General features: G+C 72.1%; 31 protein-coding genes. 24 read left to right on the top strand and 7 right to left on the bottom strand.

The window, feature by feature from the left end; genetic code table 11:
• Window positions 1-2: 2 nt before the first annotated feature.
• The 12 genes from rplE (at window position 3) to ACYU8I_RS01695 (ending at window position 7,126) form a co-directional block, all read left to right on the top strand.
• On the top strand, window positions 3-602 hold the full coding sequence (rplE, locus tag ACYU8I_RS01750; protein ID WP_460836727.1) for a 50S ribosomal protein L5: 600 nt from the start codon (window positions 3-5) through the stop codon (window positions 600-602).
• A gap of 1 nt (window position 603) precedes the next feature.
• Window positions 604-789, top strand: a complete 186-nt coding sequence (locus ACYU8I_RS01745; RefSeq protein ID WP_091729424.1) for a type Z 30S ribosomal protein S14 — start codon at window positions 604-606, stop codon at window positions 787-789.
• A gap of 87 nt (window positions 790-876) precedes the next feature.
• A complete protein-coding gene (rpsH, locus tag ACYU8I_RS01740) occupies window positions 877-1,281 on the top strand; it encodes a 30S ribosomal protein S8 (RefSeq protein ID WP_460836723.1) in 405 nt (134 codons plus the stop codon).
• Window positions 1,282-1,310: 29 nt separating this feature from the next.
• On the top strand, window positions 1,311-1,850 hold the full coding sequence (gene rplF / locus ACYU8I_RS01735; RefSeq protein WP_460836719.1) for a 50S ribosomal protein L6: 540 nt from the start codon (window positions 1,311-1,313) through the stop codon (window positions 1,848-1,850).
• A gap of 3 nt (window positions 1,851-1,853) precedes the next feature.
• Entirely contained in the window at window positions 1,854-2,237 is a 384-nt protein-coding gene (rplR, locus tag ACYU8I_RS01730; RefSeq protein WP_460836714.1) for a 50S ribosomal protein L18, read from the top strand.
• Window positions 2,238-2,272: 35 nt separating this feature from the next.
• Complete coding sequence (gene rpsE / locus ACYU8I_RS01725) at window positions 2,273-2,893, top strand: 30S ribosomal protein S5 (RefSeq protein WP_460836709.1); 621 nt, start codon at window positions 2,273-2,275, stop codon at window positions 2,891-2,893.
• Window positions 2,893-3,084 (top strand): 50S ribosomal protein L30, encoded by a 192-nt coding sequence (rpmD, locus tag ACYU8I_RS01720; protein ID WP_460836706.1) that lies wholly within the window; start codon window positions 2,893-2,895, stop codon window positions 3,082-3,084. Before rpsE ends, rpmD begins: the two co-directional genes overlap by 1 nt.
• A gap of 1 nt (window position 3,085) precedes the next feature.
• Window positions 3,086-3,526 (top strand): 50S ribosomal protein L15, encoded by a 441-nt coding sequence (rplO, locus tag ACYU8I_RS01715; RefSeq protein WP_460836703.1) that lies wholly within the window; start codon window positions 3,086-3,088, stop codon window positions 3,524-3,526.
• A 139-nt stretch (window positions 3,527-3,665) separates the two neighbouring features.
• Window positions 3,666-4,967 (top strand): preprotein translocase subunit SecY, encoded by a 1,302-nt coding sequence (secY, locus tag ACYU8I_RS01710; RefSeq protein WP_460836698.1) that lies wholly within the window; start codon window positions 3,666-3,668, stop codon window positions 4,965-4,967.
• Complete coding sequence (locus ACYU8I_RS01705) at window positions 4,967-5,542, top strand: adenylate kinase (RefSeq protein ID WP_460836693.1); 576 nt, start codon at window positions 4,967-4,969, stop codon at window positions 5,540-5,542. Before secY ends, ACYU8I_RS01705 begins: the two co-directional genes overlap by 1 nt.
• Window positions 5,543-5,550: 8 nt before the next feature.
• The gene (gene map / locus ACYU8I_RS01700; protein WP_460836687.1) at window positions 5,551-6,390 is read left to right on the top strand and encodes a type I methionyl aminopeptidase; all 840 of its coding nucleotides are present in this window, start codon (window positions 5,551-5,553) and stop codon (window positions 6,388-6,390) included.
• Between the two features lie 4 nt (window positions 6,391-6,394).
• Window positions 6,395-7,126: a glutamine amidotransferase gene (locus ACYU8I_RS01695; protein WP_460836684.1), complete on the top strand. Its 732-nt coding sequence runs from the start codon at window positions 6,395-6,397 to the stop codon at window positions 7,124-7,126.
• A gap of 13 nt (window positions 7,127-7,139) precedes the next feature.
• Here ACYU8I_RS01695 and ACYU8I_RS01690 read toward each other — a convergent pair whose 3' ends face one another.
• Window positions 7,140-8,810, bottom strand: coding sequence for a serine/threonine-protein kinase (locus ACYU8I_RS01690; protein ID WP_460836680.1), 1,671 nt, complete (start codon window positions 8,808-8,810; stop codon window positions 7,140-7,142).
• A 375-nt stretch (window positions 8,811-9,185) separates the two neighbouring features.
• On the opposite strand from ACYU8I_RS01690, the gene infA reads away from it, so the two are divergent.
• The 7 genes from infA to rplQ all read left to right on the top strand — a co-directional run bounded on the left by infA (window position 9,186) and on the right by rplQ (window position 13,042).
• On the top strand, window positions 9,186-9,407 hold the full coding sequence (gene infA / locus ACYU8I_RS01685; protein ID WP_030483009.1) for a translation initiation factor IF-1: 222 nt from the start codon (window positions 9,186-9,188) through the stop codon (window positions 9,405-9,407).
• Window positions 9,408-9,431: 24 nt separating this feature from the next.
• Complete coding sequence (gene rpmJ / locus ACYU8I_RS01680; RefSeq protein WP_004008316.1) at window positions 9,432-9,545, top strand: 50S ribosomal protein L36; 114 nt, start codon at window positions 9,432-9,434, stop codon at window positions 9,543-9,545.
• A gap of 174 nt (window positions 9,546-9,719) precedes the next feature.
• Window positions 9,720-10,094: a 30S ribosomal protein S13 gene (rpsM, locus tag ACYU8I_RS01675; protein WP_460836675.1), complete on the top strand. Its 375-nt coding sequence runs from the start codon at window positions 9,720-9,722 to the stop codon at window positions 10,092-10,094.
• Between the two features lie 58 nt (window positions 10,095-10,152).
• Window positions 10,153-10,560: a 30S ribosomal protein S11 gene (rpsK, locus tag ACYU8I_RS01670; RefSeq protein WP_030483007.1), complete on the top strand. Its 408-nt coding sequence runs from the start codon at window positions 10,153-10,155 to the stop codon at window positions 10,558-10,560.
• A 31-nt stretch (window positions 10,561-10,591) separates the two neighbouring features.
• Window positions 10,592-11,200, top strand: coding sequence for a 30S ribosomal protein S4 (gene rpsD / locus ACYU8I_RS01665; RefSeq protein ID WP_460836671.1), 609 nt, complete (start codon window positions 10,592-10,594; stop codon window positions 11,198-11,200).
• A 115-nt stretch (window positions 11,201-11,315) separates the two neighbouring features.
• Window positions 11,316-12,326, top strand: a complete 1,011-nt coding sequence (locus ACYU8I_RS01660) for a DNA-directed RNA polymerase subunit alpha (protein WP_460836669.1) — start codon at window positions 11,316-11,318, stop codon at window positions 12,324-12,326.
• Between the two features lie 68 nt (window positions 12,327-12,394).
• Window positions 12,395-13,042: a 50S ribosomal protein L17 gene (rplQ, locus tag ACYU8I_RS01655; protein WP_460836666.1), complete on the top strand. Its 648-nt coding sequence runs from the start codon at window positions 12,395-12,397 to the stop codon at window positions 13,040-13,042.
• Between the two features lie 183 nt (window positions 13,043-13,225).
• On the opposite strand, the gene ACYU8I_RS01650 is transcribed toward rplQ, so the two are convergent.
• The gene (locus ACYU8I_RS01650) at window positions 13,226-14,809 is read right to left on the bottom strand and encodes an NAD(P)/FAD-dependent oxidoreductase (RefSeq protein ID WP_460836663.1); all 1,584 of its coding nucleotides are present in this window, start codon (window positions 14,807-14,809) and stop codon (window positions 13,226-13,228) included.
• A gap of 10 nt (window positions 14,810-14,819) precedes the next feature.
• Window positions 14,820-15,017: a hypothetical protein gene (locus ACYU8I_RS01645; RefSeq protein ID WP_460836660.1), complete on the bottom strand. Its 198-nt coding sequence runs from the start codon at window positions 15,015-15,017 to the stop codon at window positions 14,820-14,822.
• A gap of 74 nt (window positions 15,018-15,091) precedes the next feature.
• Between ACYU8I_RS01645 and truA the strand changes: the two genes are divergently transcribed.
• Entirely contained in the window at window positions 15,092-15,934 is an 843-nt protein-coding gene (gene truA, locus ACYU8I_RS01640) for a tRNA pseudouridine(38-40) synthase TruA (RefSeq protein ID WP_460836654.1), read from the top strand.
• On the opposite strand, the gene ACYU8I_RS01635 is transcribed toward truA, so the two are convergent.
• Complete coding sequence (locus ACYU8I_RS01635; protein WP_460836649.1) at window positions 15,853-16,254, bottom strand: single-stranded DNA-binding protein; 402 nt, start codon at window positions 16,252-16,254, stop codon at window positions 15,853-15,855. The genes truA and ACYU8I_RS01635 overlap by 82 nt on opposite strands.
• Before the next feature lie 123 nt (window positions 16,255-16,377).
• Here ACYU8I_RS01635 and ACYU8I_RS01630 point away from each other — a divergent pair, with 123 nt between their 5' ends.
• Window positions 16,378-16,983 carry a class I SAM-dependent methyltransferase gene (locus tag ACYU8I_RS01630; RefSeq protein WP_460836645.1) on the top strand — a complete coding sequence of 202 codons (606 nt, stop codon included), beginning with the start codon at window positions 16,378-16,380 and terminating at the stop codon, window positions 16,981-16,983.
• Between the two features lie 370 nt (window positions 16,984-17,353).
• Window positions 17,354-18,859: an HNH endonuclease signature motif containing protein gene (locus tag ACYU8I_RS01625; RefSeq protein ID WP_460836642.1), complete on the top strand. Its 1,506-nt coding sequence runs from the start codon at window positions 17,354-17,356 to the stop codon at window positions 18,857-18,859.
• A gap of 495 nt (window positions 18,860-19,354) precedes the next feature.
• Here the strand turns inward: ACYU8I_RS01625 and ACYU8I_RS01620 are convergent, their stop codons facing one another.
• From ACYU8I_RS01620 to ACYU8I_RS01610, 3 genes are read right to left on the bottom strand one after another with little or no spacing between them, the layout of a single operon-like run.
• A complete protein-coding gene (locus ACYU8I_RS01620) occupies window positions 19,355-20,605 on the bottom strand; it encodes an Nramp family divalent metal transporter (RefSeq protein WP_460836638.1) in 1,251 nt (416 codons plus the stop codon).
• 17 nt (window positions 20,606-20,622) lie between these two features.
• On the bottom strand, window positions 20,623-21,057 hold the full coding sequence (locus ACYU8I_RS01615; RefSeq protein ID WP_460836633.1) for a hypothetical protein: 435 nt from the start codon (window positions 21,055-21,057) through the stop codon (window positions 20,623-20,625).
• Between the two features lie 18 nt (window positions 21,058-21,075).
• On the bottom strand, window positions 21,076-22,227 hold the full coding sequence (locus ACYU8I_RS01610) for an acyl-CoA dehydrogenase family protein (RefSeq protein WP_460836629.1): 1,152 nt from the start codon (window positions 22,225-22,227) through the stop codon (window positions 21,076-21,078).
• Window positions 22,228-22,275: 48 nt separating this feature from the next.
• Here ACYU8I_RS01610 and ACYU8I_RS01605 point away from each other — a divergent pair, with 48 nt between their 5' ends.
• Both ACYU8I_RS01605 and ACYU8I_RS01600 read left to right on the top strand, forming a co-directional pair.
• Complete coding sequence (locus ACYU8I_RS01605; protein ID WP_460837217.1) at window positions 22,276-23,643, top strand: uracil-xanthine permease family protein; 1,368 nt, start codon at window positions 22,276-22,278, stop codon at window positions 23,641-23,643.
• A complete protein-coding gene (locus ACYU8I_RS01600; protein ID WP_460836626.1) occupies window positions 23,640-25,043 on the top strand; it encodes an amidase in 1,404 nt (467 codons plus the stop codon). The genes ACYU8I_RS01605 and ACYU8I_RS01600 overlap by 4 nt, the downstream gene beginning before the upstream one ends.
• The last annotated feature ends 22 nt before the right edge of the window (window positions 25,044-25,065 follow it).

Raw genomic sequence — 25,065 nt, 5'->3', positions numbered from 1 at the left:
GGATGACTGACACCACCACCGAGACGGCCACCGAGCCCGAGATCTCGGCCCGCACCACCCCGCGGATGAAGACGAAGTACCGCGAGGAGGTCCTGCCGGCGCTGCGCGAGCAGTTCCAGCACGCCAACGTGATGCAGGTGCCCGGCCTGACGAAGATCGTGGTCAACATGGGCGTGGGCGAGGCCGCTCGCGACTCCAAGCTGATCGAGGGCGCCGTGCGCGACCTCACCGCGATCACCGGCCAGAAGCCGCAGGTGACCAAGGCCCGCAAGTCCATCGCGCAGTTCAAGCTGCGCGAGGGCATGCCGATCGGCGCGCACGTCACGCTGCGCGGCGACCGGATGTGGGAGTTCCTCGACCGCCTCCTGGCGCTCGCGCTGCCCCGCATCCGCGACTTCCGCGGCCTGTCCGACCGCCATTTCGACGGTCGCGGCAACTACACCTTCGGTCTCACCGAGCAGGTCATGTTCCACGAGATCGACCAGGACAAGATCGACCGCTCGCGCGGCATGGACATCACCGTGGTCACCTCGGCGACCAACGACGACGAGGGCCGCGCGCTGCTGAAGCTGCTCGGCTTCCCGTTCAAGGAAGGGAACTGACATGGCGAAGACCGGACTCAAGGTCAAGGCCGCCCGCAAGCCCAAGTTCGCGGTGCGCGGCTACACCCGTTGCCAGCGCTGCGGCCGCCCCAAGGCCGTCTACCGCAAGTTCGGCCTGTGCCGGATCTGCCTGCGCGAGATGGCGCACCGCGGTGAGCTGCCCGGCGTGACCAAGTCGAGCTGGTAACAGCACCCCTCCGGCACCTGTTCTCCCAGGACCACGACGTCGAAGGTCCGCCCGGCGGAAACCCCGACGAGAAGGAACACCACCACCATGACGATGACTGACCCGATCGCAGACATGCTGACCCGTCTGCGCAACGCCAACCAGGCCTACCACGACTCCGTGACGATGCCGTACTCCAAGCTCAAGCAGGGTGTGGCCGAGCTCCTCCAGCAGGAGGGCTACATCGCCGGCTTCGAGGTGACCGACCGTGAGGGCGTCGTGGGCAAGACCCTCGAGATCACCCTCAAGTACGGCCGCAACCGGGAGCGCTCGCTGGCCGGCGTGCGCCGCATCAGCAAGCCCGGTCTGCGTGTCTACGCCAAGCACACCGGCCTGCCGAAGGTCCTCGGCGGCCTCGGCGTGGCCATCATCTCCACGAGCCAGGGCCTGCTGACGGACCGTCAGGCCAACAGCAAGGGCGTCGGCGGCGAAGTCCTCGCCTACGTCTGGTGACGAGGACCGGAAAGCAGAGGTAGAAGCACATGTCGCGCATCGGCAAGCTCCCCGTCCCCGTCCCGGCGGGCGTGGACGTCCAGCTCCAGGCCGGGACCGTCACGGTCAAGGGCCCCAAGGGCACCCTGAGCCACGAGGTCGCCAGCCCCATCACCGTCGAGCAGGTCGACGGTGCGCTCGAGGTCAGGCGCCCCGACGACCACCGGGAGAACCGGGCCCTGCACGGGCTCACCCGCTCCCTGATCAACAACATGGTCGTCGGCGTGACCGACGGCTACGAGAAGAAGCTCGAGATCGTGGGCGTCGGCTACCGCGTGCTGGCCAAGGGCCCGACGCAGCTGGAGTTCCAGCTCGGCTACTCCCACCCCATCACCGTCAACGCCCCCGACGGCATCACCTTCGCCGTCGAGGCGCCCACGCGCTTCGGCGTGCAGGGCATCGACAAGCAGCTCGTCGGCGAGGTCGCCGCCAACATCCGCAAGCTGCGCAAGCCCGAGCCCTACAAGGGCAAGGGCGTGCGGTACGCCGGCGAGCAGATCCGCCGCAAGGTCGGAAAGGCAGGAAAGTAAGTCATGGCCATCTCGCTGCGTGCAGGCAAGCACACCGCGGCCCGTCAGGCGTCGCGCTCGCGTCGTCAGATCCGTGGTCGCAAGAAGATCAGCGGCACCGCCGAGCGTCCTCGTCTCGTCGTGACCCGGTCCTCGCGCCACATCACCGTCCAGGTCGTCGACGACCTGGTCGGGCGCACCCTGGCCTCGGCGTCCTCCATGGAAGCCGACCTGCGCTCGCTCGAGGGCGACAAGACCGCCAAGGCCCGTCGGGTCGGCGAGCTGGTGGCCGAGCGCGCCACCTCCGCCGGCGTGCAGGGCGTGGTCTTCGACCGCGCCGGCAACAAGTACCACGGTCGCGTCGCGGCCGTCGCCGACGGTGCCCGCCAGGGCGGCCTGACCTTCTGATCGCACCGACCCCAGAAACGAAGAGGTAGAGACTCATGAGCGGACCCCAGCGCGGTCAGCGCGCCGGTGGAGAGCGCCGTGGCGGTCGGGACGGTCGCCGAGGCGACGGTGCCGACAAGAGCCAGTACATCGAGCGCGTCGTGGCCATCAACCGCGTCGCCAAGGTCGTCAAGGGTGGTCGTCGCTTCAGCTTCACCGCCCTGGTGATCGTCGGCGACGGTGACGGCCTGGTCGGCGTCGGCTACGGCAAGGCGAAGGAGGTGCCGGCCGCCATCCAGAAGGGTGTGGAGGAGGCCAAGAAGCACTTCTTCCGCGTGCCCCGCATCCAGGGCACCATCCCGCACCCCGTGCAGGGCGAGAAGGCCGCGGGCGTCGTCCTGCTGCGTCCCGCCTCGCCCGGTACCGGTGTCATCGCCGGTGGTCCGGTGCGTGCGGTGCTCGAGTGCGCCGGCATCCACGACGTGCTGAGCAAGTCGCTCGGCTCGTCCAACCAGATCAACATCGTCCACGCGACCGTCGAGGCGCTGCGCTCCCTCGAGGAGCCGGAGGCCGTCGCGTCCCGCCGCGGCCTGCCCGTGGAGGACGTCGCCCCGGCGGCGCTGCTCAAGGCCCGGGCCGAGGTGCCCGAGGGCGTGAGCCAGGAGGTGGCCTCCTGATGGCGCACCTCAAGGTCGAGCAGAAGAAGTCCAGCATCGGCTGCAAGCAGAACCAGCGCGAGACCCTGCGGTCGCTGGGTCTCAAGCGGATCGGTGACGTGGTCGTCAAGGAGGACCGGCCCGAGTTCCGCGGCATGGTCCACACCGTCCGTCACCTCGTGACGGTCACCGAAGTAGAGGGCGAGGTCTGAGATGACGCTCAAGGTCCACCACCTGCGTCCGGCTCCGGGCGCCAAGACCGCCAAGACCCGCGTGGGTCGCGGTGAGGCGTCGAAGGGCAAGACCGCCGGTCGCGGCACCAAGGGCACCAAGGCCCGCTACCAGGTCCCCGCGGCGTTCGAGGGCGGCCAGATGCCGATCCACATGCGCCTGCCGAAGCTCAAGGGCTTCAAGAACCCCTTCAAGGTGCAGTACCAGGTCGTCAACCTCGACCGCATCGCGGCGCTGTTCCCCGAGGGCGGCGAGGTCACCACGGCCGCGCTCGTCGAGCGTGGCGCGGTCCGCAAGGGCCAGCCGGTCAAGGTCCTCGGCGAGGGCGAGATCTCGGTGGCGGTCCAGGTGACCGCCGAGAAGTTCTCCGCCTCGGCGAAGGACAAGATCGCGGCCGCCGGCGGCTCGGCCACCGAGGCCTGAGCAGCCCCAGCACCACCGCTCAACAGGGCAGGTCGACCCAGCAGGCTCACCCGAGCCCGGGTCACCTGCCCTGTTAGGCTTCCACGGATCTTCGACCTGGTCCCCGTCTCGGGGCCTGTCCTGACTTGAGAGGGCCACGTTGCTAGGCGCATTCGTCAACGCGTTCCGCACGCCGGACCTGCGCAAGAAGCTGCTGTTCGTGCTGTTCGTCGTGGCCGTCTTCCGGCTGGGCTCGCAGGTCCCGGCGCCCGGCGTCGACGTCGGCAACGTGCAGGCCTGCTTCAACTCGATCCAGGACGGCAGCGTCTACGGGTTGATCAACCTGTTCTCCGGCGGCGCGCTGCTCCAGCTGACCATCTTCGCGCTCGGCGTCATGCCCTACATCACCGCCAGCATCATCCTGCAGCTGCTCGTCGTGGTCATCCCGCGGCTCGAGGCGCTGAAGAAGGAGGGCCAGGCCGGCCAGGCGAAGATCACGCAGTACACCCGCTACCTGACGCTGGCCCTCGCCGTGCTGCAGGCGACCGGCATCGTGGCACTGGCCCGGGCCGGCAACCTGCTCCCCAACTGCCCCGAGCAGCTCGTGGTCAACGACAGCATCTGGACGGCCGTGATCATGGTCGTCACGATGACCGCCGGCACGGCGATCATCATGTGGTTCGGCGAGCTGATCACCGAGAAGGGGATCGGCAACGGCATGTCGATCCTGATCCTCACCCAGGTCATCGCGACCTTCCCCTCGTCGCTGTGGGCGATCCAGACGGCGCGCGGTCCCTACGTCTTCGGCACCGTGATCCTCATCGGCCTCGTCGTCATGGCGGCGGTCGTCTTCATCGAGCAGGCACAGCGCCGGATCCCGGTGCAGTACGCCCGCCGCATGGTCGGTCGCAAGATGTTCGGCGGCTCCTCGACCTACGTGCCGCTCAAAGTCAACCAGGCCGGCATCATCCCGGTCATCTTCGCCTCGTCGCTGCTCTACCTGCCGACGATGGCGGTGCAGTTCAACGAGAACGCCGAGAACCAGTCGGCGTGGGTGCGATGGATCGCGACGTACTTCGTGCGCGGCGACCACCCGCTCTACATGATCGCCTACTTCCTGCTGATCATCTTCTTCACGTACTTCTACGTCGCGATCAACTTCAACCCCCAAGAGGTCGCCGACAACATGAAGAAGTACGGCGGCTTCATCCCCGGGATCCGGGCGGGGAAGCCCACGGAGGACTACCTCTCCTACGTGCTGTCCCGGATCACCTTCCCGGGCGCCCTCTACCTGGGCCTGATCTCGCTCATCCCGCTGGTCGCGCTCATCCTGGTCAACGCCAACCAGAACTTCCCGTTCGGTGGCACCTCGCTGCTCATCATGGTCGGTGTCGCGCTCGACACCGTGAAGCAGATCGAGAGCCAGCTCCAGCAGCGCAACTACGAAGGATTCCTGCGGTAATGCGACTGATCTTCATGGGCCCGCCGGGTGCCGGGAAGGGCACCCAGGCCCAGCGGGTGGCCGCGCGCTTCGGCATCCCGGCCATCTCCACCGGCGACATCTTCCGCGCCAACGTCGGCCAGGGCACCGAGCTCGGCAAGAAGGCGCAGGAGTACATGGACGCCGGCGAGTACGTGCCCGACGAGGTCACGAACCTCATGGTGCGCGACCGCATCGACGAGCCCGACGCGGAGCCCGGCTTCCTGCTCGACGGCTACCCGCGCACGCTCGCCCAGGTCCAGGAGCTCGACGGGATGATCCAGCACACCGGGCACACGCTCGACGCCGCCGTGGTGCTCACCGTCGACGACGAGGAGCTGGTGATCCGGCTGCTCGCCCGCGCGCAGAGCGACGGGCGCTCCGACGACACCGAGGACGTCATCCGGCGGCGCCAGGAGGTCTACGCCGAGCAGACCGCGCCGCTCATCGACGTCTACCGCGAGCGCGGGGTGCTGCTCGAGGTCGACGGCATGGGCGAGGTCGACGACGTCACCGCGCGCATCTTCGCCGCCCTCGAGGGCATCTCCCAGAGCTGAGCGCACCCGTGGGCTGGCGTGACCGGGGGATCCAGGTCAAGACCCCCGAGCAGATCGCGCTGATGCGGCGTGCCGGTCTGCTCGTGGGGCGGACCCTCGAGGTCGTGCGCGACGCGGTGCGTGCCGGCGTGACGCTGCGCCAGCTGGACACCCTGGCCGAGCAGCACATCCGCGACCACGGCGGCACGCCGTCGTTCCTCGGCTACGGCGAGCCGCCGTTCCCGGCCTCGATCTGCGCGTCGGTCAACGACGCCGTCGTGCACGGCATCCCCGGTGACCGCGCTCTCGTCGACGGCGACGTGGTGTCCATCGACTGCGGCGCGATCGTCGACGGCTGGCACGGCGACGCGGCCACCACCATCGCGGTGGGGGAGGTCGCCCCGGAGGTGCGCGAGCTGATGCGGGTCACCGAGGAGTCGCTGTGGGCCGGCATCGCCGCCGCCCGCCTGGGCGGCCGGGTCGGCGACATCTCCCACGCCGTCGAGCAGCACGTGCGCTCGCAACCGCATCCGTCCGGTGGCAGCTGGGGGATCCTGCAGGACTTCACCGGGCACGGGATCGGCACCGAGATGCACCAGCCGCCCGACGTCCCCAACGCCGGTCGTGCGGGTCGCGGCCCGCGGATCGAGCGCGGGCTGGCCCTCGCGATCGAGCCGATGGTCACCCTCGGCAGCCCGCGGCCCGTGCTCGACGACGACGAGTGGACCGTGCTCAGCGCCGACGGCAGCCACGCCGCGCACTACGAGCACACGATGACCGTCACCCCCGACGGCACCTGGGTCCTGACCGCGCTCGACGGCGGACGGTCGCGGCTCGAGGCGCTCGGCGTGCCCTACGGGGGCGACTGAGCACGTGCGCCCCTTCCTGCTGGTCTCGATCCGGGCGGAGCGCGAGGCGGCGGACGACGAGCTCGACACGTTCTTCCGGTTCACCGGTCTGGGCGAGCGCGACCTGCGGCCCGTCAACGTCCACGCCGACGACCTCCCCGAGGTCGAGCTCGACGGCTGGTCGGGCGTCGTGCTCGGCGGCGGCCCCTGGAACGCCGGTGACCCCGACGACGCCAAGTCACCCGAGCAGCGGCGCGCAGAGGGCCAGCTCTCGACGCTGCTCGACGAGGTGGTCGCACGTGACTTCCCGTTCCTCGGCTGCTGCTACGGCGTGGGCATGCTCGGGCGGCACCAGGGCGGCACGCTCGACCGCGAGCACCCCGAGCCGGTCGGCCCGATGTCGGTGACGCTGACCGAGGAGGGGCTCGCCGACCCGCTGCTCGCCGGGCTGCCGCGCGACTTCGCGGCGTACGGCGGTCACAAGGAGGCGGTCCGCACGCTGCCGCCCGGTGCCGTCGTGCTGGCGACCTCCGAGGCGTGCCCGGTGCAGGCGTTCCGGGTGGGGCAGAACGCCTACGCCACCCAGTTCCACCCCGAGCTCGACACCACCGGCGTGTGCACCCGCATCGAGGTCTACAAGAACGCCGGCTACTTCCCGCCCGGCGAGGCCGAGTCGCTCAAGGCCTGGAGCCGCAGCGTCACCGTCGAGCACCCGATGACGATCCTCGGCAACTTCGTGACGCGCTACGCCCGCTGACGGCCCGGCCCCTTCACCCGCCGAAGGCCGTGCGAGCGCGGGTGCGGACCTCGGCCATCGCCTCCGCGGCGATCCGGGGCGTCGGACCGTAGGCGGTCACCGCGAAGCGGAACGGGGCGGCGTGGTGCACGGAGGCCCGGAACAGGCCGGGCTTGTCGCGCCATGGCACGACCGGGTAGACGCTGAGGTCGTCGCGGGTCGTCGGCGGGCGCCCGCCGTTGACCTCCCGGTAGTGGGCCGCCATCTCGGCCCAGTCGGTGTACTCGCTGTAGGTCACGTTGGCGACACCACCGGCGACCGGGAGCTCGCACAGCAGCACGGTGGTCTTGTCGGCCCGGGGCACACCGTCGGGCCGACAGTTCTGGCTCTCGGCGACCGAGGGGAAGACCCACCGCAACCCCGCCTCGCCCGTCGGCACCGGGCACTGCCCGGGCCGAGCCGACGAGTTGTCCCAGCAGGTGACGGCCTGCTCGCTCCCGGTCCCGGATGACGCAGTCGTGCTTCCTGCTCCGTCCGGTGCCGTCGCGGACTCCGTGACCGGTCGTGGCGACGAGCTCGCTGCCGCGGCTCCCGGTGACGGGGTCGGTCGGGTCCGTGCCGCCTCGTCGGCGCCCCCGGGCCCGAGCAGCGCCCAGGCGCCGGCCGCGACCACGAGCAGCGCGGCGACCACCGCCGCGCCGACCAGGCGGGACCGGCCACCAGGAGGGGCTGTGGCCACGACGCGCGCCGTGGGGAGCGTCCGCTCCGGAGCGGGGGTCGGCCGGTCGACCCGCGTGACCGCCAGGGTCTCCTGGCTGCCCGCCCTGCGTCGGGTGGGCGCGGGATCGGTCGGCGGCCGCGGCGCGAGGTCGGCCGCCGCCGTCTCGAGGGCACGCGCCAGCAGCGCCGCGGAGCCGAACCGGTCGGCCGGTGACTTGGCCATCGTGCGCCCCAGGAGGCGGTCGACGGCGGGTCCCTCGGGGCCGGCGCCCGGCTGGTCGGACCAGGTCGGCAGGGGAGCGTCGACGTGCTGCCGGGCGACGTGGAAGTTGCTCCCGGTGTAGGGGGCCTCACCCGCCAACATAGCCCAGAGCAAGCAGCCGACGGAGTAGACGTCGCTCGCTGCGGACGCACCCTCGCCGAGGCAGCACTCCGGAGCGAGGTAGCCGTAGGTCCCGAAGACGACGCCGGTCGTGGTCAGCTCGGAGTCGCGCGGCCGCGCCACCCCGAAGTCGCACAGGTAGACGTGCGCGCGACCCCCGAGGTCGCGGACCAGGACGTTGCTGGGCTTGACGTCGCGGTGCAGCACCCCCGCGCCGTGGGCGTCCTCGAGCGCACGGGCCACCTGGGCCGCGACCAGCAGGGCCCGCTGGGGTGCGAGGGGACCCTGCTCGCGGAGCACCGCCCCGAGGTCGCCGCCGGGCACGAGCTGGGTCGCGAGGAAGAGGCACCCGTCGACCTCGCCCGCGTCGACGATCTGCGTGATGTGGGGGCTGTCGAGCGAGGCGAGGACCTCAGCCTCCCGCGTGAACCGCTGGCGGAAACCGGTGTCGTCGCTGTGCTGGAGGGGGACCACCTTGAGGGCGACGTCGCGACCGACCCCGAGCTGGGTCGCCCGGAAGACGACGCCCATGCCCCCCTGGCCGAGCAGGGCGGTGATCCGGAACCGTCCGAAGTCCTCACCGATGCGAGGGAACGTCGACACAGAGCCTCCAGGGACAGATGAGTGCGGTTCGTCCATCCTCGTCGGAGATCGCCCGGCTGGCCCCCATCCGTCCGGCCCGGAGGCCCCCTGGTCTGGTCCGGCCGTGCACCCGCGCGGATTAGGGTTTGCGCACGCCGTTCGCCTACACTCGACTCTTGGCCCAACGTGGGCCTGTCTCGTGGTGCCTCGCGGCTGCCCGGACCACCCTCTCCCCGACGCCCTGGGCGTCGTACGGCGGGGCCGTGTCCCGGGGATCTTGGGTGCCGGGCAGGTGGCCTCACGAGGTCCACCAGGACGCCGGTGCAGCCGGTCGACCTGGGCGGTTCCCGGGCCGACGGCAGACGATGACACCAGCGAGCAGAGATTGCGGAGGACATGCCGAAGAAGGAAGGCGTGATCGAGATGGAGGGCTCCGTCGTGGAGGCCCTCCCCAACGCGATGTTCCGTGTGGAGCTCTCCAACGGACACAAGGTGCTCGCCCACATCAGCGGCAAGATGCGCCAGCACTACATCCGGATCCTCCCCGAGGACCGCGTGGTGGTGGAGCTCTCGCCGTACGACCTCAGCCGGGGTCGGATCGTCTACCGCTACAAGTAACCGCCGCAACCAGGAAGGGCTGACATGAAGGTCAACCCGAGCGTCAAGCCGATCTGTGACAAGTGCAAGGTGATCCGTCGCCACGGCCGCGTCATGGTGATCTGCGAGAACCCCCGCCACAAGCAGCGCCAGGGCTGAGGGTCTCGACGAGCTCGACCACCGAGCTCGACAACTGAACACGACAACCACGTGATCGCTAGCCGGCCCCAGGGCTGGTGAAGCCACCTCCGGAACGGATGGCCGGAGCCCGGGTCCTCGACCTGGGACGCGACACGACGACACCGCCGTGAACCGGAAGGAACCGCCAGAACCATGGCACGCCTCGTTGGAGTCGACCTGCCGCGCGACAAGCGCGTCGAGGTCGCTCTCACCTACATCTACGGCATCGGCCGTACCCGCGCCCAGCAGGTTCTCGCCGCGACCGGGGTCGACCCGAACGCGCGAGTGCACACCCTGGGCGACGACGAGCTCGTCAAGCTCCGCGACGAGATCGAGGCCAACTTCAAGATCGAGGGTGACCTCCGTCGCGAGGTCCAGGCCGACATCCGCCGCAAGATCGAGATCGGCAGCTACCAGGGCCGCCGTCACCGCATGGGCCTGCCCGTGCGCGGTCAGCGCACCAAGACCAACGCGCGCACGCGCAAGGGTCCCAAGCGCACCGTCGCCGGCAAGAAGAAGGCCAAGTAGTCCACCGGGCTACCAGGCCCCCCACTCGTAGCTGACCAGCTAGTCAAGGAGCAACCGCATGCCTCCCAAGAGCCGCAGCGCGGCCGGCGCCAAGAAGGTGCGCCGCAAGGAGAAGAAGAACGTCGCCCAGGGCGAGGCCCACATCAAGAGCACGTTCAACAACACCATCGTCACGATCACCGACCCGACCGGTGCGGTGATCTCGTGGGCCTCTGCCGGCACCGTCGGCTTCAAGGGCTCGCGCAAGTCCACCCCGTTCGCCGCCCAGATGGCCGCCGAGGCCGCGGGCCGCCGTGCGATGGACCACGGGATGAAGAAGATCGACGTCTTCGTCAAGGGCCCGGGCTCGGGCCGCGAGACGGCGATCCGTTCGCTGGGTGCCATCGGCCTCGAGGTCGGCACCATCCAGGACGTCACCCCGACCCCGCACAACGGCTGCCGCCCGCCCAAGCGCCGGCGCGTCTGACCAGCGACCACCAGAACAGGAGACTTGCACCATGGCCCGTTACACCGGCCCCATGTCGAAGAAGTCGCGCCGTCTCGGTGTCGACCTCGTCGGTGAGGACAAGGCGTTCGAGAAGCGCCCGTACGCCCCCGGCCAGCACGGCCGGACCCGGATCAAGGAGTCCGAGTACCGCAACCAGCTGCAGGAGAAGCAGAAGGCCCGCTTCACCTACGGCGTGATGGAGAAGCAGTTCCACAACTACTACGTGGAGGCTGCCCGCCGCTCCGGCAAGACCGGCGACAACCTGCTCCAGCTGCTCGAGTGCCGCCTGGACAACGTCGTCTACCGCGCCGGCTTCGCCCGCACCCGCCGCCACGCCCGCCAGCTGGTCGTGCACGGCCACTTCCGGGTCAACGGCCTCAAGGTCGACATCCCGTCGTACCAGGTCGACGCGCACGACATCATCGACGTGCGTGAGAAGAGCCTCGAGATGACCCCGTTCATCGTGGCTCGCGAGACCCACGGCGAGCGCATCGTCCCGGCCTGGCTCGAGGCGATCCCCTCCCGCATGCGCATCCTGGTCCACTCGCTGCCCGTCCGCGCGCAGATCGAGCTCCCGGTCCAGGAGCAGCTCATCGTCGAGTACTACTCCAAGAAGTGACGTGGCGGGGGCCCTCGGGCCCCCGGCCGTCGCCCTCCACCCCCACTCCGAGGAGCCTGCTCCTCAGCGGTTCGAGCCCCTCATATAGCGGTCGGGCTCGGAAAGGAAACACACAGTGCTCATCGCCCAGCGCCCCACCCTGTCCGAGGAGTCGGCCGGCGAGTTCCGCTCGCGGTTCGTCATCGAGCCCCTCGAGCCCGGCTTCGGCTACACCCTCGGCAACTCCCTGCGCCGCACCCTGCTGTCCTCGATCCCCGGTGCCTCCGTGACCAGCATCAAGATCGACGGTGCGCTGCACGAGTTCTCCACGATCGAGGGCGTCAAGCAGGACGCCACCGAGATCATCCTCAACCTCAAGGCCCTCGTCGTCTCGAGCGAGCACGACGAGCCCGTCGCCATGGTGCTCCGCAAGTCGGGCGCCGGTGAGGTCACCGCCGCCGACATCGAGTGCCCCGCCGGCGTCGAGGTGCACAACCCCGACCTGCGCATCGCCACCCTCAACGACAAGGGCTCCATCGAGATGGAGCTCATCGTCGAGCGCGGCCGCGGCTACGTCTCCGCCCAGCAGAACAAGGGCAACGACAACGAGATCGGCCGCCTCCCGGTCGACTCGATCTACAGCCCCGTGCTGAAGGTGACCTACAAGGTCGAGGCCACGCGAGTCGAGCAGCGCACCGACTTCGACAAGCTGGTCATCGACGTCGAGACCAAGCCGTCGATCACCCCGCGCGACGCGATCGCCTCGGCCGGCAAGACCCTGGTGGAGCTCTTCGGCCTGGCCCGCGAGCTCAACACCGAGGCCGAGGGCATCGACATCGGCCCGTCGCCCGTCGACGAGCAGCTCGCTCAGGACCTGGCGCTGCCGGTCGAGGACCTCAACCTCACCGTCCGCTCCTACAACTGCCTCAAGCGCGAGGGCATCCACACCGTGGGCGAGCTCATCTCGCGCTCGGAGCAGGACCTCCTCGACATCCGCAACTTCGGCGCCAAGTCGATCGACGAGGTCAAGGCCAAGCTGGTCGAGATGGGCCTGTCGCTCAAGGACAGCGCGCCCGGCTTCGACCCGGCGACCGCCCTGGCGGCGTACGACGACGACGACAGCTACGTCGAGGACGAGCAGTACTGATCACCGGTCGCACCGACCACCCCGTCTACTCCGGTACCTGACACGGCCGGGGAGAATCGAGAGAAGCCATGCCCACGCCCAAGAAGGGTGCCCGTCTGGGCGCCGGTCCCGCCCACCAGCGCCTGATGGTGGCCGGCCTCGCGACCCAGCTGTTCGAGCACGGTCGGATCACCACCACCGAGGCCAAGGCGCGCGTGCTGCGCCCGGTCGCGGAGAAGCTGATCACCAAGGCCAAGAAGGCCGAACTCGGCACCGTCGAGAGCCTGCACCAGCGTCGTGAGGTCCTCAAGACCATCCGCGACAAGTCGGTGGTGCACGCGCTGTTCGAGGAGATCGCGCCCCGCTTCGCCGAGCGGCCGGGTGGCTACACCCGCATCACCAAGGTCGGTCCGCGCAAGGGCGACAACGCCCCCATGGCGGTCATCGAGCTCGTGACCGAGGACTACGCGCCGACCGCCCGGGCGACCAAGCCCGCCGCGGCCGCTGCCCCGGCGCCCGCCGCCGAGGAGAGCGTGACCGAGGAGATTGCGACCGAGGAGACGGCTGCCGACACGGCGGCCGAGACCCCGGCCGAGGTCGAGGCGGAGCAGGCTGCCGTTGAGGCCGAGGAGGCTGCGGAGGAGGCCCGCGAGGCCGCCGCCAAGGCGGAGGAGGCCGCGGAGAAGGCCGACGAGGCCGCCGAGAAGGCCGAGGCCGAGGACGACACCAAGGCCTGAGGCTCCAGCGCGTCCCGACGAGGCCCGTCACCACACCGTGGTGGCGGGCCTCGTGGCGTCCTCAAGCGGTCTCTCGACCTGCCGCGAGGCGCGGGAGTCGTCAGGTCGCCGTCAGACCAGCCACGTGGGCGTGCACCAGCGGCACCACGCTCGCGCCCTCGCCCGAGGCGGCGGCGACCCGCTTCATCGACCCCGCGCGCACGTCGCCCGCCGCGAAGACCCCCGGCACCGAGGTGGCCAGGGCGGCCGGCGGCAGCCCGCCCGACCAGTACGACGCCGGCACGTCGCGGCCGGTGAGCACGAACCCGTGCTCGTCGAGGCACACGTCGTCGGGCAGCCACTCGCAGTGCGGCTCGGCCCCCAGCAGCAGGAACAACCCGGCGGCGTCGTGACGCCGCACCTCGCCGGTCTCGAGGTCGCGCACGTCGACCCAGCGCAGTCGCTCGTCGCCACCGCCGTCGACGACCTGCGAGCACGGCTGCACGCGCACGCCGGGGTCCAGGTCAGCTCGCGCACGAGGTAGTCGGACATCGTCTCCTCGAGCCCGCGCCTGCGCACCAGCACCGTGACCGAGCGCGCGAACCGCGCCAGGTGCAGGGCCGCCTGGCCGGCCGAGTTGCCGCCCCCGACCACGAAGACGTCCTGCCCGGCGCACTCGTGCGCCGCCGTCACGGCCGCGCCGTAGTGCACCCCGAGGCCGACGAGGTCCTCGACGCCCGGCACCCCCAGTCGGCGGTAGGCGACCCCGGTGGCGACCACGACCGCACGGGCGCGGACGCTGCCGCCCGGCGTGCGGACCTCGTGGGTGCCGGTGTCGTCGCAGCCGAGTGCCTCGACGGACCAGCCGGTGAAGAAGCGGGTGCCGAAGCGCATCGCCTGGCCGCGGGCGCGCTGGGCCAGCCGCATGCCGGACACGCCCCGGGGGAAGCCCAGGTAGTTGCGGATCATCGAGCTCGTGCCGGCCTGGCCGCCCACTGCTCCCGACTCGAGCACCACCGTCGAGAGGCCCTCCGACGAGCCGTAGACCGCCGCAGCCAGGCCTGCAGGCCCGGAGCCGACCACCACGAGGTCGATGACGGCGTCGACGTCGAGCTGGTCCGGCGCGCCGTAGACCGACGCCGCGACGTCCTGCACGGAGGTGACGGCCACCGGTTCGCGCTGCAGCGCCTGCACCAGCGGTAGCGCCGGCGCGGCGCCGGTCGCGCGGTGGGCCTCGACCAGCGCCCGGCCCGCCTCGCTGTCCGGCGTGACCACCGCCGCCGGCATGCCCATCTGGTGGCAGAAGTCGCGGATCGCGACGGTGAGCGCGTCGAGGCCGGCCGAGACGACCTGGATCGGGGCCACCTCGGTGGGCAGTCGGTGCGAGCCCCACTCCGAGAGCATCTCGGTCAGCACGGCGTGGAACTCCTCATCGCGGACGCCGCGCGGCATCAGCACGTGGGCGTCGAGCTTGCCCGCAGCCAGGCCGCTCCGCAGCAGCTCCGCGCGGTGGCGGAAGACCGAGACGTGGGAGGTCACGACGCGACGGGCGGTGCGGGACGTGGCGCGCCAGTCGTGGAAGGCGCGGAGCACGTGGGCGTCGGGCAGGTCGGGCTCGCTGACCAGCAGCGCCACCTGCTCGGGGTCGTCGAGCCCGCGCAGCAGCGCGAGCGTCTCGTCGCTGCTGCGCGTCCACCGGACGTCGTACTCGTGGGCGTAGCGGGCCAGCGGCACCGCCAGGTCGTCGGCGTGGTCGGGCGCGCAGACCACGATCAACGGAGAGGTCATGCGCCCATCATCAGGCGCGCTCACCCCTCGAGGAAGGTCCGCAGCACCGCGGCCCCGGCCCGCAGCCGCCGCGCGCGGTCGGGAGCACCGCCTCGGCACCGTCGATCACGCCGAGGGTCGCCCGCAGCACGCGCAGCCGGTCGCGGGCGCGCATGGCCGATGGGTCGGCTTCGGCCAGCCGCTCGCGGAGGGGGCGGGTCGGCTCCACGGCCGGACGGTAGCCCGCGCGGTGCCCTGCTCCCCAGCCGTTCTCGGGTCCTCCGCCGGCGATAGGTTGGCGCGGTGCGGCTGCGCCTCGACCTCGCCTACGACGGCTCCGACTTCCACGGCTGGGCCCGCCAGCCCGGCCTGCGCACGGTGCAGGGCGAGCTCGAGCGGGCGCTCGACACCGTGCTGCGGACCTCGGGCACCGAGCTGACGGTCGCCGGCCGCACCGACACCGGCGTGCACGCCCGCGGGCAGGTCTGCCACGTCGACCTCGACGACGACCGTCTCGAGGCGGCCGCCACCCGGCGCGAGCAGGGTGTCGAGGCCCTGCGGCGGCGGCTCGACGGAGTGCTCGATCCCGACGTGCGGGTGCACCGGGTGCAGGTGGCGCCGGAGGGGTTCGACGCGAGGTTCTCCGCGCTCTGGCGACGCTACGCCTACCGGGTCGCCGACCGCCCCGAGGCCGTCGACCCGTTGGCGCGGCAGCACGTGCTGGTCTGGCCGCGACCGCTCGACCTCGACGCGCTACGGGAGGCGTCGACGCTGCTCCTGGGCGAGCACGACTTCGCGGCGTTCTGCAAGCGGCGCGAGGGCGCGACCACGGTGCGCTGCCTGCTCGAGCTCGGCTGGTCGCGCCGCGCCGACGGCCTGCTGGAGGCCACCGTGCGGGCCGACGCCTTCTGCCACAGCATGGTGCGCTCGCTGGTCGGCTGCCTGCTCACCGTCGGGGAGGGCCGGCGGCCCGTGGCGTGGGCGGGGGAGGTGCTGCGGGCTGCCGTGCGCGACCCCGCCGTCACCGTTGTCGCGCCCCACGGCCTGGTGCTCGAGCACGTCGCCTACCCCGCCGCCGAGGAGCTGGCGGCCCGCGCCCGTGAGACCCGGGCCGTGCGCGTCAGGCCCGACGCCTCGACCTCGTAGCGACTGGTCCGGGCCCCGCCCGCGGCGAAGAAGCGACGCCGCAGCGCCCCCTCCACCTCGACGACGTCACCGGGTCGGAGCCGGCCCGCGGTGCGCTGGGTGCGGCGGGTCCAGCACGCCACGTCGATCACGTCGACCCGCCGGCCGGTGTCGTCGGGGCGGCGGGGACGGTCGACGACGAGGCGGAGGGTGACGAGGCGGTCGCCGCTCGGCAGCTCGCGGCTCTCGGGCTCGACCGAGACGCGGCCACGCAGCCGCACCTCGTTGAGCGGGGCGGTCTGCGGGTCGTCGGCGGGAGGGGCGTCGGTGGTGTCGGGCATGGCGGTAGTGCACGCCGCCGCACGGACACCCGTGAGGTGGCCGGGCCGAGGTGTGGAAAGGTGAGCCGCCGACGGGCCTGTGGACGCGAACCGGTCCGACGTCCCCGCGGGAGGAGCAGGTTGGTGGCCGAGCACTACTACAGCGCCGACCCGTCGGCGCCGTTCCGGAGGCTGCCGCTCCGCGCCGACGTGTGGGGCCACTGGCTCGAGCTGACCACCGGCTCCGGCGTCTTCGCCCAGGGTCGGCTCGACACTGGCACGGGCGTGCTGCTGCGCGAGGTCGGCCCGCCGACCGAGGCGCGCGAGGTGCTCGACCTCGGCTGCGGCTACGGCGTCATCGGCCTCGCCGTCGCGGTCGCCGTCCCGGAGGTGCGGGTCACCGCGGTCGACGTCAACGAGCGCGCGCTGCTGCTCACCCGCGAGAACGCCGCCACCCTCGGCGTCGCCGACCGGGTCGAGGCCGGCACGCCCGACACGGTCGACCCCGACCGCACCTTCGACGAGATCTGGTCGAACCCCCCGATCCGCATCGGCAAGGAGGCGCTGCACGCCCTGCTGCTGCAGTGGCTCCCGCGGCTGCGGCCCGGCGGCCGGGCGCTGCTCGTGGTCGGCAAGAACCTCGGCTCCGACCCGCTCGCGCGGTGGCTGGCCGAGCAGGGCTGGCCGACGGAGAAGCTCGCCAGCGCCAAGGGGTTCCGGGTGCTGGAGGCCCGCGCCCCCGAGGCCTAGTCTGCCCGCACCAGCCGGAGCGGGCAGGTGCGGTGGGCATCACCGGGTCGCGCGAGTCGGCGCAGCGCGACGTCCTCGGGTGCGGGTCTCGAGGCCCTCGCCCGGGGGCTCGGGCACCTCGACCACCCCTGCCCTCTGCGGGATCCCGTGCGCGAGCTGCGCCGGCCGCCCTGGGTGGTCGAGGTGCGAGGGCGCCGTCAGCTCTGGGGTGGTCGAGGTGCGAAGAGCGCCGACCTGGGTGGTCGAGGAGCGAGGAGCGCAAGCGACGAGCCTCGAGACCCACCAAGGCGCCTACCACCCTGGGCCGCTGCCCGTCCACATGGTGTCGATCACCTGTTCGATTGTCAGTGCCAAGCGGTAGACTCCAGTCATGAAGACCGCGCCTCTCGACACCGCCGACACGGCACACGTCGACGTGCGGGCAGCGATCATCGACGAGCTCCAGACCGCCCGCACCGAGGAGCACGCCGCCTGCGCGAAGCAGATCTGGATGGCGGTGCAGTGGGCGCTGGCCCACCCGGCCGAGGTCGATGCCGACGGCGTCGTGGCTGACTACGCGGGCTGGGGCGAGCCGGGCCTGCTCGCCACCGACGAGTCCAGGGCGCTTGTCCCGATCGCCGGCCCGGGTGCGCCGCTGGTGCACCCGCTCGCGCCGCTCGAGCTCGGTGCGGCGCTCGACCGGTCCCAGGACCACGCCCGCCAGCTCCTCGGCGACGCCCTCGAGCTCGCCTTCCGGCTCCCCCGGCTGTGGGCGCTGACCCAGGAGGGACGGGTGCCGGTGTGGCTGGCACGTCAGATCAGCCGGGAGACCCACGACCTGACCTACGACGCCGCGCTGCACGCCGACCGGCTCGTCACCGCCGTCCCGCAGAAGATCGCCGCCGTCGACGCCGCCCGGCTGATCCACGAGGCCCGGCTGACCGCCGACCCCGACCGCGCCGTCGCGGACGAGGAAGCCGCCGCCACCCGGCGCGGCGTGTGGCTGCGCCGCGACCACCGCGCCCCCGGGGTGGTCGACGTGAACATGACCCTCGACGCCGACGACGCCGATCTCCTCGACGCCACCGTCTCCCGGATCGCCGCCGACCTCAGGGACCTCGGCGACACCAGCAACCGCGACATCCGACGCGCGACCGCCGTGGGGATCCTGGCCGACCCGCAGCACGCTCTCGACCTGATGTCGGGCCGCACCACCAACCGTGACCCCGGTGCACCCGCCGACGTCGACCTCGTCGTGCACCTCACTCCCACTGACCTCGACACTGAGCACGGCACCTACGTTGAGGAGAGCCGCGGCGCGGTCTCCGCCCAGCAGCTCGCCGCGTGGGTCCGCCGCCGCGCCGCTCACGGCGGCCGCGTGCGGGTCAGGGAGGTGATGGCCGGGGGGTCTCGAGACGGTTGCTGCGCAAACTCCTCGACCACCAGGACGACGGACGCAACCTCTTCGACCACCGGGGACGGCGTACGGGCCTGGCTCGCCCGACAAGCCATCGACGCACCCGTCATCGCACTCCGGCCCATCGACCTCGGCGGCGACCCCGCCGTCGACTGTCACGACCCGCCACCGCTCATGCATGATCAGGTCGTCCTCCGCGACGCCCACTGCGTCTTCCCCGGCTGCCGCCGAGACTCACGACGCTGCGACCTCGACCACATCGACCCCTACGTCCCACCGGGCCCCGACGATGACAGCGGCGGACCACCCGGCCAGACCAGGCCGGCCAACCTTGCCCCGCTGTGCCGGCGCCACCACAACGCCAAGACCCACCACGACTGGACCTACCGGCGAGACCCCCACGGCAGCTACACCTGGACCAGCCCCACCGGACACACCTACGTCGTCATCCCCCGCAGCCGAGCACCACTCAGCCGCTGAGGCCCGCTGACCCGGCCACCCACCCGGTGGCCGGGCTACCGGCGCGCCCAGCGCCGCCCCTTCGAGGCTCGCTCCGCTCGCACCTCAGGGAGCGGGCAGTGGGCCCGTCTGCACCTCGCCCCCTTTCGAGGCTGGCTGCGCTCGCGCCTGAGGAGGCGGGGAGCCGGCGCGCCCGGCGCCGCCCCTCCGAGGCTGGCTGCGCTCGCGCCTGAGGAGGCGGGGAGCCGGCGCGCCCGGCGCCGCCCCTCCGAGGCTCGCTGCGCTCGCACCTCAGGGAGCGGGGGGCTCGCTGCGCTCGCCCCTCAGGGAGCGGGGGGCTCGCTCCGCTCGCACCTCAGGGAGCGGGCAGCGGGCCTGTCTGTACCTCGCCCCCTTTGAGGCTCGCTCCGCTCGCACCTCAGGGAGCGGGGGGCTCGCTGCGCTCGCCCCTCAGGGAGCGGCTTGCTCGCTCCGCTCGCACCTCAGGGAGCGGAGGGGGCTGCGGTCGCACCCCCCTCAGGAGAAGAAGCGGCTGCGGAGGTCGATGACGCAGAGCACCACGAAGAACACGGCGCACAGGCCCATCAGGCCGTTGGACAGCCAGCGGTTGCGCCACTCGGCCGGGGTGCGGTCGGTGTTGAGCAGCCACAGCAGCGTGATCGCGAGGAACGGCATGAAGAAGGCGCCGAGCACGGTGTAGGCGACGATCAGCCAGACCGGCTGGCCGAGGAACAGCATGATCATCGGCGGGAAGGTCAGCCACAGGACGTAGGCCTTGTACCAGGTGCCGCCGGCGCGACGGGAAGGGCCGTCCTCGGCGAGGCGACGGGTGTGACCGACGAAGTCGGCGAACATCAGGCTCACGCCGTTCCACACGCCGACCAGCGACGACATCGCAGCGGCCCAGAAGCCGACGAGGAAGACGGTGCCCGCCACCTCGCCGTACCGGTCCTGCAGCACCTCGGCGAGGTCGAGCAGCCCGCGGTCGCCCTCGGCGACGGCGATCTGGGCGGAGAAGAGCAGCTCGGCGCCGACGACCAGCGTGGCGACGACGAAGAGCCCGGTGACGAAGTAGGCGACGCCGTTGTCGAGGCGCATCACCCGCATGAACTGCGGTGTGCTCCACCCCTTCTCCCGCAGCCAGTAGCCGTACGCCGCCAGCGTGATGGTGCCGCCGACACCGCCGGCGACGCTGATGGCCGGGACGACCGAGTCGGGCGGCAGCGTCGGGGCCAGGCCGCCCAGGACGTCGAGCAGGTTGGGCAGGGTGAGCGCCGCGGCGCCCACCATGGTGACGAACATCAGCAGCACGAGGGCGCCGAGCGTCTTCTCGAAGAGCTCGTAACGGCCCGACCACACCAGCGCGAGGCCGATCAGACCCGACACGACGCCCCACAGCGCGACCGGGCCGGGCAGGAGCGAGGCCAGCGCCAGCCCGGTGCCGGCCATGGCGGCGGCGCCGTACACGAAGCCCCAGACGACGATGTAGGGGGCGAAGTACCAGGTGGTCCACCGGCCGAGGCTCGACCAGCCCTCGTAGATGGTGCGTCCGGTGGCCAGGCTGAAGCGCCCGGCACCCTCGACGAGCACCACCTTGAGCACGCAGCCGAGCACCACCGCCCACAGCAGGGCGTAGCCGAAGCGCGAGCCCGCGATGAGGGTCGCCACCAGGTCGGCGGCGCCGACGCCGGTGGCCGCGACCACCAGCCCGGGGCCGATCAGCTTCCACCGGGTCGCCGGTGCTTGCTCCGTGTCGCTCCGAGACATCCCGACACGATAGGGGTTCAGCGGCCGGGGTCCGAGGGGTCGTACGACGCCAGGTCGGCGAGGACGGTGTCGCGCAGGGGCGCGACCGCCTCGGTGTGGCCGAGGGCGGCCAGGTCGGCGTGGATGCCGGCAACCGCTCGCTGCAGGACCTCGAGGTCGGTGCCGGAGAGGTCGCCGCGGTAGCGCAGCAGCAGGAACCCGGTGGCGTAGATCAGCAGCAACCCGTCGACGTCGCCGCGCTCGGCGTCGGCGAAGAAGGACTCGACGCTGCCCCAGGGCAGCAGCGACTCGATCGTCGCGTCCGGGGCGATCGTGCGCCCGGCCTGCTCGACGTCGTGGAGCAGGTCGGATCCCTGGTCGCTGCCGAAGGGTGCGCAGTCGTCGGCGACGTCGTCGTACAGCGGGTCGGTGAAGTGGGCGGTGTAGCGGGGGTCGCGGGGAGGTCCGGGCATGCGTGCTCCTGCGGGTGGTCAGACGAAGGCGCTGATGCCGGTCTCGGCGCGGCCGATGATCAGCTTCTGGACCTGGCTGGTGCCTTCGTAGAGGGTCATGACGCGGGCGTCGCGGAGGTACTTCTGCGGCGGGTAGTCGTCGAGGTAGCCGGCGCCGCCGTGCACCTGGGTGGCGAGGTTGGCGGCGCGCACGGCCGCCTCGCTGGCGAACAGCTTGGCCTTCGACGCCGCGGTGCCGAAGGGCTCGCCGCGGTCGCAGAGGTCGGCGGCGAGCCACACCAGGAGCCGCGCGGCGTCGGCGTCGAGCGAGATGTCGGCGATCATGTCCTGCACCAGCTGGAAGCCGGCGACGGGGCGGCCGAACTGGGTGCGGTTCGTGGCGAAGTCGACCGAGCACTCCAGGCAGCCCTGCACGATGCCGACGCAGCTGGCGGCGACGGCGATCCGGCCCTTGTCGAGCGAGCTCATCGCGATCCGGAAGCCGCGGTCGACCTCGCCGAGCACGGCGCTCGACGGCACCCGGACGCCGTCGAGGAAGAGCTCGGCGGTGGCCTGGCCGCGCAGGCCGAGCTTGCCGGTGATCTCGCGGGCCTCGAAGCCGGGGGAGTCGGTGGGGACGAGGAACGCGGTGATGCCACGTGGGCCGTTGTCGGAGGTGCGGGCGAAGACGAGCGCGACGTCAGCCCAGGTGCCGTTGGTGATGTAGAGCTTCTGGCCGTCGAGGACCCAGTCGTCGCCGTCGCGGCGGGCGCGCGAGGTCAGGTTGCCCGCGTCCGAGCCGACGTCGGGCTCGGTCAGGCCGAAGCAGCCGAGCGCCTCGGCGGCGGCGAGGCGCGGGAGCCACTCCTGCTTCTGCGCCTCGGTGCCGAAGCCGAGGATCGACTTGCCGACCAGGCCGCTGGAGACCGAGACGATGCCGCGCAGCGCGGAGTCGGCGCGGCCGAGCTCCTCCATCGCGAGGGCGTACGTCACGTAGTCGCCGCCGACGCCGCCGTACTCCTCGGGGATCGTCAGGCCGAAGAAGCCGAGCTCGGCCATCTTGGGCAGGATCTCGAGGTCGACCGACTCGCGGCGGTCCCACTCGGCGCGGTGCGGCACCGCCTCGGCGTCGAGGAAGGCGCGCGCCGCCTGCCGGAACGACTGCTGCTCGTCGGTGAGGGAGAGGTCCACCCCGCCACTGTGGCACGCGCCTGCACTAGCGTCCGGCGGGTGACGTCGATCTTCAGGTGGACCGCGGTCGATCCCGCTCCCGGGGAGCCGGTCGCCCCCCACGAGCGCCTGTCGTGGGGCCGTACGGCGGGCCTCGGCGCCCAGCACGTGGTGGCGATGTTCGGGGCGACCTTCGTCTTCCCGCTGCTCATGGGGCTCGACCCCAACCTCGCCATCATGTTCTCCGGCCTCTGCACGATCCTGTTCCTGCTGGTGTGCTCCAACCGGGTGCCGAGCTACCTCGGCACGTCGGCGTCGTTCGTGGGCGGTGTCGCCGCGATCCGGGGCCAGGGCGGCGACTCGGCCGACGTCACCGGGGCGATCCTCGTCGCCGGGCTCGTGCTGCTGGCGGTGGGCGTGCTGGTCCACCTCGGTGGCTCCGGGCTGCTGACGCGGGTGCTGCCGCCGGCGGTGACCGGCGCCGTGGTCATGCTGATCGGCTTCAACCTCGCGCCGGTGGTGGCGCAGACCTACTGGCCGCAGGACCAGTGGGTCGCGCTGGCGACCGCGACCTTCCTGGTCGCGGCCGCGGTGCTGCTGCCCGGCTTCTGGTCGCGCATCGCGGTCTTCCTCGCGCTCGTCGTCGGCTACGTGCTGTCGTGGCTGCTCGACGTCGTCGCGGGGCCGATCACCTCGGTGGTCCCGGGCCAGAACCTCGACGCGGCCGGGGTGCCGCAGGCGTTCGCCCACGACCGGGTCTCCTGGGCGGCGGTCGGCGACGCCGGGTGGTTCGGCCTGCCGAGCGGCACCCTGGCCGACGGCGTCGCCGTCGTGCACGGCCCGAGCTTCTCGCTGACCTTCGTGCTGCTGGTGCTGCCCGGCGTCATCGCGCTGATCGCCGAGAACGCCGGCCACGTCAAGGCCGTCGCCGAGATGACCGGCCAGGACCTCGACCCCTACATGGGCCGGGCACTGGGTGCCGACGGCGCCGCGACCGCGCTCGCGAGCCTCTTCGGCGGCTCCCCGACCACGACGTACGCCGAGAACATCGGCGTCATGAGCGCCACGAAGGTCTACTCGACCGCGGCCTACTACGCCGCGGCGGCGTTCGCGATCCTGCTCGGGCTCTGCCCCAAGTTCGGCGCGGTCGTCAACGCCACCCCCGGTGGCGTGCTCGGCGGGGTGACCGTCGTGCTCTACGGGATGATCGGGCTGGTCGGCGCCAAGATCTGGGTCGACAACCGGGTCGACTTCGCCGACCCGGTCAACCTCGTCGGCCTGGCGGCGGGCCTGATCATCGGGGTCGGCAACGTGACGCTGGTGGTGACCGACGACTTCGAGCTCACCGGCATCGCCTTCGGCACCATCGTCGTCATCGCCTACTACCACCTCGTCGCGCGCGGCCGGACGCGTCGCCGCGAGCCCGCGACACCGTGACGGTCACCGTCACGTCGACCGCGCGCGAGCAGGCGGCCGCCGTACGACGCCGCGAGGTGTCGGCGCGCGAGCTGCTCGACCTGCACCTCGAGCGGATCGCGGAGCGCAACCCCGACCTCAACGCCATCGTGTCCCTGGACGAGGAGCGTGCCCGTGCCGGCGCGGCGGCCGCCGACGAGGCGCTGGCCGGCGGCCAGGAGGTCGGGCCGCTGCACGGCCTGCCCTTCGCCTTCAAGGACACCCACGACGTCGCGGGCTGGCGCACCACCTACGGCTCGCCGCTGCTCGCCGACCACGTGCCCGAGCGCGACGAGCTGGTCGTGGAGCGGGTCCGGGCCGCCGGCGTCGTCGTGCTCGGCCGCACCAACGTGCCGGAGTTCGCCGCCGGCTCGCACACGTTCAACGCGGTCTTCGGCACCACGCGCAACCCCGTCGACCCGTCCCGCTCGGCGGGCGGCTCCTCGGGGGGCGCCGCCTGCGCGCTCGCGGCGGGGATGGTGCCGCTGGCCGACGGCTCCGACATGGGCGGCTCCCTGCGCAACCCGGCGTCGTTCTGCGGCGTGGTCGGCCTGCGGCCCTCGCTCGGCCGGGTCCCGACGTGGCCCAGCGACAACCAGTGGGAGGCCACGGCCACGAGTGGTCCGCTCGCGCGCACCGTCGACGACCTGGCGCTGCTGCTGTCGGTCATGGCCGGGCCGGACCGCCGGGCGCCCCTGGCGCTGGGCGACCCCGGCGCTGCCTTCGCGCCGCCCGACGGCGGGTCGCTGGCCGGCACCCTGCGCGGCCTGCGGGTCGGGTTGTCGCCCGACCTCGGCGGCGCGTTCGCCGTCGACGACGAGGTGGCCGACGTCGTGCGGTCGGCGGCCCCGGTCCTCGAGGCGGCCGGTGCCCGGGTCGACGACGACGTGCCGGCGCTGCCCGAGGCCGAGGACACCTTCCGCGTGCTCCGGGCCTGGTCGTTCCAGGCCCGCCTCGGGACCCTGCTGGCGGAGCACCCGGACGCGTTCAGGGCCTCGCTGGCCGACAACATCCGGGCGGGGGAGCAGCTGACCGGCGCCGACGTGGCCCGGGCCTACGCCGGCCGCACCGCGCTCGGCGAGCGGATGCGGCAGTGGTTCGACGACCACGACCTGCTCGTGCTCCCCGTCTCGCCGGTCGCGCCGTTCCCGGCGGAGCAGGAGTACCCCCGCACGGTCGGCGGGCAGGTCACCGGCTCGTACCTCGACTGGATGCGCTCGGCCTACCTCGTCACCGTGACCGGCTGCCCGGCGCTGTCGCTGCCCTTCGGGCGCACCGCCGACGGCCTGCCGGTCGGGCTGCAGCTCGTCGCCGCGCACGGTCGCGACCGGTTCCTGCTGGAGGTGGCGGCCGCGCTCGAGGCGCTGGTGGTCGGCACCTGAGCGCTCCCGCCGGGAAACCGAG

It is taken from the genome of Nocardioides marmoraquaticus (assembly GCF_054777915.1).
This window is presented reverse-complemented; position numbering and strand designations above follow the sequence as displayed.